Annotated in this window: 13 protein-coding genes; 8 read left to right on the top strand and 5 right to left on the bottom strand. The window is 63.7% G+C overall.

Annotated features, from left to right (window positions below):
* Nucleotides 1-286 precede the first annotated feature (286 nt).
* Nucleotides 287-1,198 (top strand): SDR family oxidoreductase, encoded by a 912-nt coding sequence (locus tag H7007_RS06090; protein ID WP_287153911.1) that lies wholly within the window; start codon nt 287-289, stop codon nt 1,196-1,198.
* Between the two features lie 45 nt (nt 1,199-1,243).
* Nucleotides 1,244-2,095, top strand: a complete 852-nt coding sequence (locus H7007_RS06085; RefSeq protein WP_287153909.1) for a MaoC/PaaZ C-terminal domain-containing protein — start codon at nt 1,244-1,246, stop codon at nt 2,093-2,095.
* A gap of 132 nt (nt 2,096-2,227) precedes the next feature.
* Here the strand turns inward: H7007_RS06085 and H7007_RS06080 are convergent, their stop codons facing one another.
* Nucleotides 2,228-3,229 carry a 4Fe-4S dicluster domain-containing protein gene (locus H7007_RS06080; RefSeq protein ID WP_287153907.1) on the bottom strand — a complete coding sequence of 334 codons (1,002 nt, stop codon included), beginning with the start codon at nt 3,227-3,229 and terminating at the stop codon, nt 2,228-2,230.
* A 126-nt stretch (nt 3,230-3,355) separates the two neighbouring features.
* Nucleotides 3,356-3,877 (bottom strand): hypothetical protein, encoded by a 522-nt coding sequence (locus H7007_RS06075; RefSeq protein WP_287153906.1) that lies wholly within the window; start codon nt 3,875-3,877, stop codon nt 3,356-3,358.
* 864 nt (nt 3,878-4,741) lie between these two features.
* On the opposite strand from H7007_RS06075, the gene H7007_RS06070 reads away from it, so the two are divergent.
* From H7007_RS06070 to phaC, 3 genes are read left to right on the top strand one after another with little or no spacing between them, the layout of a single operon-like run.
* Nucleotides 4,742-4,999, top strand: coding sequence for a hypothetical protein (locus H7007_RS06070; protein WP_287153905.1), 258 nt, complete (start codon nt 4,742-4,744; stop codon nt 4,997-4,999).
* Between the two features lie 53 nt (nt 5,000-5,052).
* On the top strand, nt 5,053-6,201 hold the full coding sequence (locus H7007_RS06065) for a poly(R)-hydroxyalkanoic acid synthase subunit PhaE (RefSeq protein ID WP_287153903.1): 1,149 nt from the start codon (nt 5,053-5,055) through the stop codon (nt 6,199-6,201).
* 2 nt (nt 6,202-6,203) lie between these two features.
* Nucleotides 6,204-7,427, top strand: coding sequence for a class III poly(R)-hydroxyalkanoic acid synthase subunit PhaC (gene phaC, locus H7007_RS06060; RefSeq protein ID WP_287153901.1), 1,224 nt, complete (start codon nt 6,204-6,206; stop codon nt 7,425-7,427).
* A 247-nt stretch (nt 7,428-7,674) separates the two neighbouring features.
* Here the strand turns inward: phaC and H7007_RS06055 are convergent, their stop codons facing one another.
* A complete protein-coding gene (locus H7007_RS06055) occupies nt 7,675-8,124 on the bottom strand; it encodes a hypothetical protein (RefSeq protein WP_287153899.1) in 450 nt (149 codons plus the stop codon).
* Nucleotides 8,125-8,329: 205 nt separating this feature from the next.
* Here H7007_RS06055 and H7007_RS06050 point away from each other — a divergent pair, with 205 nt between their 5' ends.
* Nucleotides 8,330-9,451: a sensor histidine kinase gene (locus H7007_RS06050; RefSeq protein WP_287153897.1), complete on the top strand. Its 1,122-nt coding sequence runs from the start codon at nt 8,330-8,332 to the stop codon at nt 9,449-9,451.
* Between the two features lie 10 nt (nt 9,452-9,461).
* Here the strand turns inward: H7007_RS06050 and mtnN are convergent, their stop codons facing one another.
* Nucleotides 9,462-10,547: a 5'-methylthioadenosine/S-adenosylhomocysteine nucleosidase gene (gene mtnN / locus H7007_RS06045; protein ID WP_287153895.1), complete on the bottom strand. Its 1,086-nt coding sequence runs from the start codon at nt 10,545-10,547 to the stop codon at nt 9,462-9,464.
* Between the two features lie 246 nt (nt 10,548-10,793).
* On the opposite strand from mtnN, the gene H7007_RS06040 reads away from it, so the two are divergent.
* Nucleotides 10,794-11,252, top strand: a complete 459-nt coding sequence (locus H7007_RS06040) for a response regulator transcription factor (RefSeq protein ID WP_287153893.1) — start codon at nt 10,794-10,796, stop codon at nt 11,250-11,252.
* Between the two features lie 137 nt (nt 11,253-11,389).
* Here H7007_RS06040 and H7007_RS06035 read toward each other — a convergent pair whose 3' ends face one another.
* Nucleotides 11,390-11,917 (bottom strand): hypothetical protein, encoded by a 528-nt coding sequence (locus H7007_RS06035; protein ID WP_287153891.1) that lies wholly within the window; start codon nt 11,915-11,917, stop codon nt 11,390-11,392.
* Between the two features lie 252 nt (nt 11,918-12,169).
* On the opposite strand from H7007_RS06035, the gene H7007_RS06030 reads away from it, so the two are divergent.
* Nucleotides 12,170-13,159, top strand: coding sequence for a hypothetical protein (locus H7007_RS06030; RefSeq protein WP_287153889.1), 990 nt, complete (start codon nt 12,170-12,172; stop codon nt 13,157-13,159).
* Nucleotides 13,160-13,181 lie beyond the last annotated feature (22 nt).

The raw sequence follows: 13,181 nt of genomic DNA, 5'->3' as shown, positions 1-13,181 counted from the left end.
CGGGACCTCCGCCTTCAGGGGCATTTTACCGGGCGGGCCGGAGACGTTGAAGACGGAATTAGGGGGAGGAAAGTCGGTTGCACGGCCCTTCCGGGCGCCCGGATTGGGGCGCGGCGCAATCGCCCGTACCGTTTGGTAAAAGAGCCGAGATGCGTTATATAATTATAAAGCCGCGGAGCGGCTCGAGGGCGAAAGGAGAAGGCAGGGAACATCTCTCTCTGCCGTCCTGCAGAGGATGTAAGGGATCGTCGGGGGAGACCCCCGGAGGAAGGAAAGGAGAGGGTATATGTCGGAGATAAGGTTCGACGGACGCGTCGCAGTAGTGACCGGGGCCGGCGGCGGCCTGGGTAGGGAATACGCCCTGCTCCTTGCCAGCCGTGGTTGCAAGGTGGTGGTAAACGACCTGGGCGGGGCCGTGAACGGGACGGGCTCCGGGACCACCGCGGCCGAGAAAGTGGTGCAGGAGATAAAGGACGCCGGCGGGGAGGCGGTCCCCAACTTCGACAGCGTGGCCGACTGGGAGGGCGCCCAGAACATCATCAAGACGGCCATCGACAATTACGGGAAGATCGACATCCTCATCAACAACGCCGGAATCCTGCGCGACAAGAGCTTCCTCAAGATGGAGCTCGAGGACTACGAGAAGGTCATCGCCGTCCACCTCAACGGGACCTTCTACTGCTCCAAGGCGGCCTGGCCCTACATGCGGGAGAACAACTACGGGCGCATCGTCTCCGCCGCCTCCGCCGCAGGTGTGTACGGGAACTTCGGGCAGGCCAACTACGGGGCGGCCAAGATGGGCATCATCGGGCTCATGCACGTGCTCAAGCAGGAGGGCGCCAAGTACAACATCCTGTGCAATGTCATCGTGCCCATCGCCGGTACGCGCATGACGGCCACCGTCCTGCCCCCCAACCTGGTGGAGATCCTCAAGCCCGAGTACGTGGCCCCCATGGTGGTGTGGGCATGCTCGGACCGCTGCAACTTCTCCGGGTACACCTTCGTGGCCGGCGCCGGTTACTTCAGCCGCACCGCCTTCATGGAGGGCCCGGGGATCTTCATCGACCCCGCGGAGGGCATCACCCTGGAGAAGATCGACGAGAACATCGACAAGATAGTCTCCCTGGAGGGCGCCCGCACCTTCGAGAACGCCACCGAGCAGACCGGGAACGCCCTTTCCAAGCTCAACCTGGGCTGATCTGGAGAGGCTGGAACGCGGTGAGCCGAGGAAGGAGTTGATAAGATGCCAATCGACCTTTCGGTTATCGGGAAGGAGCTTCCCGCGCTGGATTACGAGTACACGGCGAGGGACGTCATCCTCTACGCCCTGGGAGTGGGGGCGGGATACGAGGAAGACGAGCTGAAGTTCGTCTACGAGAACGGGCTGCAGGTCCTGCCCACCTTCGGGGTCATCCCGCCCTTCCCGGCCCTCATGGGGCTGGTGAACGTGGAGGGCGTGAACATCAACCTGGTGATGCTGGTGCACGGGGAGCAGTACCTGGAGATCCGCAAACACCCCATACCCACCCAGGGCAAGCTGACCTCCAAGCCCAAGATCGCTGCCGTGTGGGATAAGACCAAGGGCGCGGTCATCGACCTGGACGTGGAGACGGTCGACGAATCGGGTGACGTGGTCTTCTTCAACAAGTTCTCCAGCTTCATCCGGGGCGAGGGAGGCTTCGGAGGAGAACGCGGTCCCGAGCCGGGAAACGAGCCCCCGGACCGCGAGCCGGACAAGGTGGTGGAGATGAAGACCCTGCCCATCCAGGCCATGATCTACCGCCTCTCCGGGGACTATAACCCCCTGCACATCGACCCCAACTTCGCCAGCATGGCGGGCTTCCCCAAGCCCATACTGCACGGCTTGTGCACCTTCGGTCACGCGGGCCGGGCTGTACTCAGGGAGTACTGCGGGAACGACCCGGCCAAGTTCAAGGCCATCAAGGTACGCTTCAGCCGTCCGGTGTGGCCGGGGGACACCATCGTCACCCAGATGTGGCAGGAATCGGAGGACAAGATAATCTTCCGCTGCACCACCAAGGAGCGGCCCGAGGAGTACTGCATCACCAACGCCGCGGTGTGGCTGAACGTATAGGCTCCTTCCGCTGCACCACCAAGGAGCGGCCCGAGGAGTACTGCATCACCAACGCCGCGGTGTGGCTGAACGTGTAAGTGGCGGGGGCAAGAAAAAGGGGGCGGGAAGACCCGCCCCCTTTTCGTTGCGCGTTCAGAAGCGGGGGATGAAATCCTCCTCCCGCACCAGATCAAGGGATATGGCTTCCTCGGGGCAGGTGACCATGCAGAGCCCGCAACCCATGCATCTCTCCGGGTCCACCTGGCTGACCTCGGATCCCTCCTCCCCGACGAGGGAGAGAGCCCCGAAGAAACAGCGTTCCAAGCAGGTGCCGCAGCCGCTGCATCGCTCGGGATCCACGCGCGCCTGGAAGCGGCTTGGGTCGCACAGGTTGATGCCCTTGGAGATGAGGGTGAAGGACATGCAGCAGTCGTCGCAGCAGTTGCAGATGAAGTGGCTGTCCGTGGCCCGGTTCATGGTGACATGCACCAGCCCAGCCTCCTCGCATTCACGGACGATTTCCAGCGCCTCTTCGACGCTCACCTCGCGGCCGCTGCCCCTCTCGATGGTGTACTCCGCGGCTTTGCCCACCTGCAGGCATACTTCCAGGGGCTTGTCGCAATTGCCCTCGATGAGGCGGCAGGTGCACTTGGTCACCGCAACCTTTCCCGAATCCCTGATTATCTGCTCCACGTCGTCGTAGGCCAGGATGCGCGAGCGGGCCTCCACCGGTTGACGCACGGTGACGATGCGCGAGAAGGGCTTAGGGAGCATCCTGGAGACCATGCCGGCGAACTCCGGCCACTCCTCGGCCATGAAACGCTTCCAGAGGCGGTGGTATTCCGCCGGGGCCTCCGGCCAGAGTATGGAGGCGTCGTGGAACTGGACCAGGTCCCGGCACATGCGGTAGACGGTACCCTGGGGCTTCTCGGACTTGAAGATCACCCCCTTACGGAAGAGGACCTTCAGTTTCTCCTCAACCTCTTCGGGGGGAAGCCCTGTCTTCTCCGCCAGCTCGGGGAGGGTACCGGGAGTGGAGAGAAGGAGCCGGGCTTCCTCCTCATCGGCGATCATGCGGAAGAGCTCGGGGATGATCTTGCTCTGGGGCATGAGCACCCTGTTCGCCAGTTGCTGGTAGAGGTCCTCGTCGTTCATGCGCCTTCCCCTTTCTCCATCCTACACCGTGAGAACCTTATGGGGTTATTATACGCCGGGAATCGCCACCGGGGTTTCGAGGAAGGACGACCGGCGAGAATCGGGTTCCGTGCGCGTCAAAGCCGCTCAGTGGCTTGAGGTACTTCCCGTCTGCCCGGATGGAGCCAGAGGTTGTTGGCTCTCTTCCTCCGTCTCCCCCGCGGGGTGCCCCTCCGATTCCTCGGGGCTCGTGCCACCCTCCTCCAAATCGTCCGCGCCCTCTTCCTCCGCCGCGTGGGGACTGAGGGCGGAAGCGGCATCCCGGTAACCCCTAGCCGCTCCGGAGAGGAGCTTCAGAAGGCTAAGATGAGCTTCCTCGCCGCCTGCAGGGACCTTTACCCTGCTCATCTCCACGACCCCCTCCTCAAGGGCCGCGGCCATCTCTTCCAAGACCTCCGCCAACCCCTCTCCGGGTTCCAGCCGGCCGGAACGGTCCGCCTCGCCCGCCTCCTCCTCGAGCACCTCGAGCCTCGCTGTCAGCTCCTCGTCGATCTCGCGCATCTCCCGGAAATAGGCCTCCTGGTCCGCGCTCCCGCAACCCGCGAGGGGAAGGAGAAGGGCGAAAAGAAGGGCCAGGGCCGCCAGCGGAACGATCCTTTTGCGCACCATGAATCACCCCTCGACCTTTCCGATCCTCCGCCGGAGATGACGCGTCCATCCGCAGGCGGACCGCCTCCGGTCCGGGGCCGTCCATTCCGCAGTCCCTCGTGGGGGGAGGAACTCATCCCTTCCTACGGTTTCCGGATGCGGAGCCTTTAGGCGCGTTTTCCGGCCGGTTCCCGACTATCCGCGGCAACAAGTATACAACATTGCATCCTTGAAGCCGCGAGCCTTGCGGCGTGCGGTGAGGCGGGCGATGTGCTGCCTCGAGCCGCTTTAACCGGAGCCATGTCCCTCGCCATGCCTCCGAGACGCCGCACCGACCGGGAAATCACTACGATCAGGGGAATCTTCCCCGGGATTCCGGATTCCTCATGTCGTTTCCCGGCTCTTTTAATGGGTCATCGCGGGCGGAAAAGAAGAGGGCTCTCGCAGGTCGCGGTACCCCAACCGCGGGTGGTGGCGGTCGTTTGGGATGTCGTGACCCCGGCTGAGAGCAGGGAGGATCCATGGAGAGTGACGGTGCCCATGTCCCTGAATGGAGTGACTCATGATGTCTTGCGCGGAAGGATCTCACCGGCGGTGCCGCTGACGGTGGGACAGCCGGTTGAAGGCCCGCTCCCACGGTCGTGTTTATCGAGGGTGCGCCGGAGGAAACATAGATGTGTCGGGGCGCGGCGGAGATGGAGAAACCCTGAGCCGAAGCGGCGGTGCGGGCCTCATGCGGTCAGCGATGGCGGGAAGCGAACCGAGGAGTCCGTTCGGGCCTGTGGCGGGGCTCTCCAGAGAAGCGCCGACTGGCGGGAATAGGTAGAAAGAGGGTGCGGGGACGGAGGCAGGGTCTCCGCCGGTGGCGGTGGAAAGGAGGGGGAAATGGATCCCAAGGCGGTTCAGAAGATGACCCTGGAGGGCATGCGTCAGTTCCTGCGCATGACCTTCGACACCCTGGGTTCCTTCCAGGAGCAGATGGAGAAGATGTGGAGGACCTTCCTGGAGCAGAGCGGGGAGATGCAGAAAGAGGGCGAGAAGATGCTCGCCGAATGGCTGGAGAACTTGCGCAAGGGGCGGGAGGAGCTCATGCGCAACCTGGAGGACGGGCTGCGCCGCCTGGAGGAGCTGCTGGGAGAGTAGTGAGTTCGTTTCGCCCGCCACAGCTGGCGAAACGGTGGGTCGAGGAGGGGGATATGGCCGGTAACGGCGGAGAAAGGTTTGACTGGAGCGACACCTGGAAACGCTGGCGGGAATTGCAGGCGGAGGCCATGCGCATGTGGATGGAGGCCTGGGGGAGCACCCTCTCCGGTGGCTTCCCGGGCTGGAGGGCGGCCTCCGGTGAGGCGGGGAAGAAGGCCGGCGAGGCGGAGGCCCTTTTCCGGGAATGGATGGATCACACCAGGGAGCTCATGTCCAGGTTCGCGGTGCCCTTCACGGGCGTGGGGCCGGAGACCTTCCTCCGGGCTTTCCGTTCCCTGGAGGTCTATAGCGGCCTTTATTCCCTGTGGATGCAGATGTACGAGGACTACCGCCGCTCCGTCGGGAAGGAGGGGGAGTTCGACCTGGAAGCGGTGCACGCCCTGCTCGACAGGTGGGCCGAGCGTTACCGGGAGCTGGTGGAAAAGGTCTTCGCTCCTGCCCTCCCCGAGCCCCTGCAGTGGGTGGCCGAGCTCTATTCCGGCGAGATACCCCTTCTCCTCGGAGGGCTCACCGCCCACTTCCTGGCCCCCTGGGCGGAGTTCGCTCGCTCCATGGCCGGGCGGGGTATGAGCCTGGAGCGCCCTTCACCGGAGACTGCCCTCCAGGTCTACGAGGAATGGAGGAAAGTATACGAGGAGAGTTACGGGCGCCTCCTGCGCATGCCGGCCATGGGTTATTACCGTGAAACTATGGAAAAATATACCAGAACCATGGATTCCCTCAACGAGTTCGGCATCGCGCTGGCCGAGTTCTACGCCGCCCTGCAGGCCGCAGGTGCCAGGGGTTTCGAAAAGCTTAAGGAGAGGCTGGCCTCCCTTGGTGAGGAAGGCGGGGAGGAGCCCATGTCCTTCCGGGACCTCTACCGCCTGTGGTGGCAGACCAACGAGGACCTCTATGTGGAGCTGTTCCGCACCGAGGAATTCTCGCGTCTCCTGGGGCAGCTGGTGGACAAGGGGATGGAGTTCCGGGCCGCCTTCCGGGCCTACGTGGAAGAGATTTCCAAGGAAATGCCTTTCCCCAACCGCTCCGAGATGGATAACCTATATCGGACCCTGGACCGCCTGAAACGGGAGGTGCGTTCCTTGAGGAAGGAGCTGGACGGGTTGAGGAAAGAGGCGGCCGGGACGGGAGGGGAGGGGTGAGCATGTTCCGCGAGTTCCTGGATCCCAAGTTCTTCCTCCAGGAGCTGGAGGAGGTCAACCGCAAGGTGGTGAAGGGGGCCGAGATCCTTCTGAGCATCCCCGACGTGGATGTGGAGCCCACTCCCAAGGAGCTGGTCTTCGAGGAGGACAAGGTACGGCTCTATCATTACCTGTCTGAAGAGAAGCCACGCTGCCCCGTCCCCATTCTCATCTGTTATGCCCTGGTCAACCGCCAGTACATGATGGACCTGCAGTCCGACCGCAGCCTAATCCGCAACCTCCTGGGGGAGGGCCTGGACATTTACATCATCGACTGGGGTTATCCCGACCACGGAGACCGCTACGTCACCCTGGAGGACTATATAGACGTCTATCTCAACGATTGCGTGGATCTCGTGCGCCGGAGGTCAGGGCACGAGCGCATCAACCTCCTGGGGGTCTGTCAGGGAGGGACTTTCTCCGTCATCTATTCGGCCCTCTACCCGGAGAAGATCCGCAACCTGATCACCATGGTCACCCCCGTCGATTTCCACGTCACCGACGGGCTGCTCAACGTGTGGAGCCAGCATATGGACGTGGACAAGATGGTGGACACCATGGGTATCATCCCCGGCGAGTTCATGAACGTGGGCTTCCTCATGCTCAGGCCCTTCCAGCTCCTGGTGGACAAGTACGTGGGGCTCATGGACAACCTGGACGACCCGGCCACGGTGGCCAATTTCGTGCGCATGGAGAAGTGGATCTTCGACAGCCCGGCTCAGGCGGGAGAGGCCTACCGGAAGTTCTTAAAGGACCTCTACCAGCAGAACAAGCTGGTGAAGGGCGAGCTGGAGATAGGCGGCCGGCGGGTGGACCTGGCGAGGATAACCATGCCTCTCCTCAACATCTACGCCACCGAGGACCACCTGGTGCCTCCCGTGTCGTCCATACCCCTCAACGACCTGGTGGGAAGCGAGGACAAGACGCTTTACGGCTTCCCCGGGGGGCACATCGGCATCTACGTGAGTTCGCGCTCCCAAAAGGAGCTGGCGCCCATGGTCTCCAAGTGGGTGATGGATCGCTGCCGGGAAGCGGTGAGAGAGGGAAGCGGGAGAGGGAGACCCAGGAAAAAGTCCTCCGCGGCAGGTAAGGTCTCCCGTGCAGCCGAAGCCTCCTCCGCCCGTGGGGGCGGCAGGGGGTCGGAGAGGGGAGCGCGAGGGGGTACAGGAAAGAAAGCCGGCTCCTGAAAGGCCGTCCCGTGCTCCCGATACGGGGTGTGCTCCGCGCGCTTTTCCCTCCTCCGGGTGAAGGAATGGCGGCGCGAGATGAAGGGCCTGGGGTGCCTACGCCCATCGTCCTGAGCGCCGGCAGGTCGGCGAACCCCCCACTGGATGATAACCGCCGGAGGCTCAGATTGCGGGGAATGCGGTTGGGGCCTATCCTTGCGGTGATATTTGGGGAAGGCCCGCCTTTGCCCGCCTGACTCACCCGCGCTCAAGTTTCGTTGGGCGGGGAAGGAAAACTTTTCCAGAGATAGGAGAGGGTGACCGTCCCCAGGCCCAGGGTCCACAGGTGGATGAGGAGCATGGTGAGGCGGTCCCTGTCCAGGGGCCAGTATTTACGGTTCTCCAGGGAGTAGAGGATGTCCATCAGGGAGAGGAAGAGGAGCGAGCTCGCCGCCGCCACGCCGAAGAAGTGCCCCTCCGGCTCGCCCTTCCACAGATGCCAGGCGGCGAGCATGCAGGCGGTGCTCATCCAGGAATCGGCGAGGGGGAAGGCGCGCTCGAAGGCCTCGTCCTGCTCCGTCTCCGTGGCCTGGATCTTACCGGCGAAGAAGAGTATCCAGAAAGCGGCCGTGGCCGTGCCGGTGAACCCCAGAAGCCCGGCCAGCAACCGCCTCTTCAGGGTCTCCGCCCTGCGCTCCCCGGCTCTTACCGCGGACATGCGTTAATTATAGCAGATGTGAACTTTTTCGGTTCCGCAGGCGGTCTTCATCCGATGGGTCCGTTAACCACATGTTGGGAATATAATAAGAGGACGCTCGGTGCACCTTTGTGCGGACGGGCCGCTCGCGAAGAAGATCATCCAGGTCAAGTGGATCTCCCCCGGCGTTGCGGGGAGCACCCTCAAGAAAACGTGAGGGATAAAGATGTGCGCATTTGATGGCAGCAAGCTGCACGACAGAAGATGGGTGCGCATCTCGCTCCTGGCTGTCCTGATGGCGATGTCCCTGACCCTGGTTTCCATCTTCCACTTCAGGTTGTACAAGGACGTGGTGTTCACCCACTTCTTTTATCTCCCCGTGGTCCTGGCCGCCTTTTGGTGGGACTGGAGCGGGCTTAGCGTGGCCGTCGCCCTTTTCGCGGCACTTCTTATATCCCATACTGTGAGCGGATTGCAGGTCTCCCTTTGGCAGGAGACCATACGGGGCTCGTCCTTCATCATCGTGGGGTGCGTGGTTGCCTATCTAAGCTGGAGAGGGAAACAGCTGCGTGGGGAATTGGAGGACCATTACCGGGAGCTCGAGAGGGCGGTGGAGGAGAGGACGGCGGAGCTGAGGGAGAAGAACCGGGAGCTCGAGGCCTACGCCCAGACCGTCTCCCACGATCTGAACGCCCCCCTGGTGGTGATCAAGGGGTTCCTGGAGCTCCTGAGGGAAAGGGCCGGGGAGAGATTGGACGGGGAGGAGATGGAATACCTGGAGAGGATGGAGAAGGCCGCCGAACGCATGGGCCGGCTCATCGACTCCCTCCTGGAATACGCCAGGGCCTCCGCAGGCGCCGCCTCGCTTGAGGTGGTGGACCCGAAGGAGTCGTTCCGGGAGGTTGTAAAAGAGAGAGCGCTGGAAATGGAGAACCTCGGGGCGGAGGTGGAGGTGGACGAGAGTATCCCCCTGGTGGCGGTGGATCGTGTGCGCCTGCAGCAGGTCCTCTCCAACCTCCTGGACAACGCTCTCAAATATCGGAGGCCGGACGTGCCTCCCAGGATCAGGCTCGGGTGGCGGCCCGAGGGCGATGCGGTGTGCCTCTACCTGAGGGACAACGGCATGGGCATAGAGCCCGGGAAGGCGGAGGAGATCTTCCAGCCCTTCACCCGCCTGCATTCCTGTGAGGAACACGGACTGGGCCTGGGCTTGTCCATCGTGAAGAAGGCGGTGGAGAGCTGGGGCGGGAGGATATGGGTTGAGTCGGAGCCCGGCAGAGGGACCGTGTTCTTCTTAACCCTCCCGCCCGCCGGCAAGCGGGGATGGGCTGACGTGTCGGGTGCGTAGGGGTTGGGGTTCAGGTGATCGCGGGGAGAAAGGCCTCCAGGAAGCGGCCGATGCTGGCCAGTGCCCGTCGCGTGCCCCGGCGCATTTCCCGCGCCCGGGAGAGGATGGAACCGTCGGCGGTCAGCATCCGGTAGCGCCTGGCCCACAGATCGGTTCGCGACTCACCGCAATAGGGCAGTATCTCCTCCAGGCCCACGAAATCGTGTTCCATCTCGTCGCTTATCGCACGGATGACCGCTACGGGTATTCCCGCTCCCCCGGCCACCTGGGCCACCGCGGAGCCCTCCATCTCCACGGCCAACGCCTGGAAGGTCTTTCCAAGATAGGCGCGGAGTCCGGGATCCAGGACCACCTGATCGCAGGTGATGACCCTCCCGCGGTGGCAGGTCAGCGCCGCACGGGAGGCGGAAGTGGCCGCCGCTTCCACCATTTCGCCATCCAGGGGAAAACGGTTGTGGAAGAGCAGCCGGCCCTCGGCGCAGAGTCCCGGACCCGTCTGGCCGAAGCCTTGGGAGTGGATGACCCCCACGTCCGCGGGGAGCACCTCGTCGGCCACCACCAGGTCGCCGATGCCCAGGCGGGGGTCCAGGGAACCGGCAGTGCCGATGAGTACCAGGGCGCGGGGCTGGTAGCGCTCCGTGAGGTACATGGTGCCGGCTGCCGCGGGGACCTTTCCCACCCCGCAGGTCAGGACCAGTACGTCAAAGGGCCCCACGCCACCGCGCCGTAGCGCCATCCCCGGCGGGGCCGGAAGCGGGGACGGGTGGCGGAGGAACGGCTGAAGACATGCGGCTTCCTCGGGGGTGGCAGCGATGAAGGCCACCGTCCCCGAGGGGGTTCCCGAACCAGGAAAAGGGTCTTTGGACAATCCACCCTCCTGCGCCGGGGGAAGATGCTGTCGTAGCGGAGGCCGCGCCGGACCGGTACGGCGGACTTCAGGCCGCACGGTCCCCGCCTCCCCGCGACAGACATCGGGTTCAGGAAAAAGACTATCACGCCGAGGGAGCGAGGTTAATCGCGCCCGGCAAGAGAAATCACTATTTTTCCCGTTCTTCTTCCCTGCTTGGCCGTGATGGTATGTTGTCCACACAACCATTTTCTACCCTGGAGGTGCCTACTGGAAGGATACAGCACCCAGGCCAGGATTCCCCTCTTGGACCCTTCGGTCTATTTTTGGCGTGAAGGTTGAGCTTCCTGTTAAAGGTGAGAGCCCCAGGGCCGATTATTAATTTGAAACCGGGATGCGTGGATTCGTCGGGGGGCGTAAGGACTCATTTTTTACGAATCCGAGTCTTCGGCCGGTGTCCATCGGGTATGGGGCGGAGGGTGAAGGAGGGAGTGCATGGCGGAGAAGATACTCATCGTTGACGACGACGCCACCATGGCCAACCTCCTCTTCACGGTGCTCGAATTCGAGGGTTTCCAGCCGCTGAAGGCCCTTTCCGGGGAGGAGGCCATACGCCTGGTGATGGAGGAAGCTCCGGACCTCGTGCTCCTGGACATCATGATGCCGGAGATGGACGGGTTCGAGGTCTTGGCCAGCCTGAGGAATGACCCGCGCACGGAGAGGATCCCGGTTATCATGCTCACGGCCCGCACCGAGGACCGGGACATGTTCGAGGGGTGGAGAAGGGGCGCAGACGAATACGTCACCAAGCCCTTCGACCCCCACCGGCTGGTGGAGGTGATCCGGGAGGTCCTGGCCCGCTCCTATCAGGAGAGGCTGGAGGAGAGAGCCCGGCGTGTGGAATCCCTGCTTGAGTTGCTGGGCAGGATGGAGCAGGGGAGATCGGAGGTCTGATTGGACTGAAGGTAACCATACGGGAGGTCCCGGCCCTCTTGTCTCCCTGCGCCCGTCCGTGAGACGTAAACGTAGACCTCAGGGCTCCGGCCGTTGCCCTTTCCCCGCGGGTCGTGGAGAAGTTCGGCGGCCGTACCTCAGTCCTCTTCGAAGAGGGAGTGGAAGAGGCCTGGGTCTTCCGCCAGCTCCCGCAGGGCCCGTAGCTCATGGGTCCCCAGGCGCCGGGCTGCCAGGCGCAGGTATTGCAGGGCAGCCTCACGCGTGCGTTTGAAGGTGTGGGGATAGAGTTCCTTGACCGCCATGTCCACGCAGTCCTCCAGGGAAAACCCGGACTTCCGCTTGCGGTGGGCGAGTGAGAAGATGCGCGGGAAGTCGGCGAAGACCTCCCTTGCCGAGACCTTTATCCAACCGTCCGGCGGGGCATTCCTCAGCCGCTCACGTATCTCCTCCACCGTCCGGGGGTTCACCGCCAGCTCCCGCAGGGCGCGAAGCGACCCCCACCCCTTCCGTCGCTTGAGGTCCTCGAGTATCTCCTCCGCCGTCTGGAGTACGTCCCGGTGGGCATGGGGGTAATCCTCCCGGACGCAGGCGGCCAGGGCCTCCGGCACGCTCATGCCCTTTCCCACCCCGGTCAGGGCCCTGGAGAAGAGGTCCGTGTAGTTCACGCGATCAGCGAGCCGCGGTAGCTCATCCATGGAATAATGATAACATCGGTAAGCGGTGGCCGCGTCCCGAACGCCTGGGGGCGAGACGGCAAGCCCCCGCGACGACCGGATGCCTTGCGCGGCATCACGGGTCGAGGCGGGGAGAGGCGGCGGGATGGGACCCCTTCACTTTGGGCGGTGACGTTCGGCCGGTAGCGTACGTAGGTGGGTCAGGGAGGCCTCTCCCGGAACGCAAAGGAGGTAGTGAGGCAGATGTCGATCGGTGAGAGCGGAAAGCCGCGCGCGGTGGTGCTGCTCTCCGGAGGCCTGGACTCCATGCTCGCCGCGGAACTGTTGCGCCGTTGCGGGGTGGATGTGGTGGGCCTCGCTTTCCGCAGCCCCTTCTTCGGCAGCGCCAAGGCGGAAAGGGCCGCCCTCCGGCTGGGCATCCCCCTCCGCGTCGAGGACATCACCGAACCCCACCTGGAGATAGTCAAGAACCCGCGATTCGGGTACGGAAAGAACCTCAATCCATGCATCGACTGCCATTCCCTCATGGTGGGAAAGGCGCTGGAGTTGATGGAAGAGCTCGGCGGGTGGTTCATCGCCACAGGGGAGGTCCTGGGCGAGCGACCCAAGTCACAGAACCGGCAGGCCCTGGAGCTGGTAGCCCGTCACTCCGGTGCCGGGGACCTGCTCCTGCGCCCTCTATCCGCCCGGCTTCTCCCGGAGACGCGGCCGGAGAAGGAGGGCTGGGTGAGGCGCGAGGACCTCCTGGACATCAGCGGGCGCTCCCGTCGCCGCCAGATGGAGTTGGCGATGGAATGGGGGATCGAGGACTATGAGAGCCCGGCCGGGGGCTGCCTGCTCACCGACCCCGGTTTCTCCTCCCGCCTCCGGCAGCTCATGGACCGGGTTCCCGGCTTCGACCGATACGATGCGGAGCTGGTCAAGATGGGGCGTCAGTTCTGGGTTGAGGAGACCCTGATCGTTCTGGGAAGGCGACACGAGGAGAACCTGAAGATCAGGGAGATGGCGCTACCCTCCGACCTGCTCCTGCGTGAGAGGGACCGGCCGGGGCCCACGGCACTCCTGCGTCGCTTTCCGCGCGGGGGTGTGCCCAGCGAGAAGGCTCTCGAGGAGGCGGCCCGCCTTCTGGGAATATATGGTAAACAAAAGAGGCCCCTATCTCCTGAGGAAATCATCCCCTGCGATTTGGGGGGCGAGGTCGAAGAGAGGGCCGAACCGTCCTCTTCAGGGTAGCTCCGGATAAGAGGTCTTGTCA

Origin of the sequence: Candidatus Solincola tengchongensis, assembly GCF_015711935.1 — a bacterium.
Lineage (GTDB): Bacteria > Actinomycetota > Geothermincolia > Geothermincolales > RBG-13-55-18 > Solincola_A > Solincola_A tengchongensis.
This window is presented reverse-complemented; position numbering and strand designations above follow the sequence as displayed.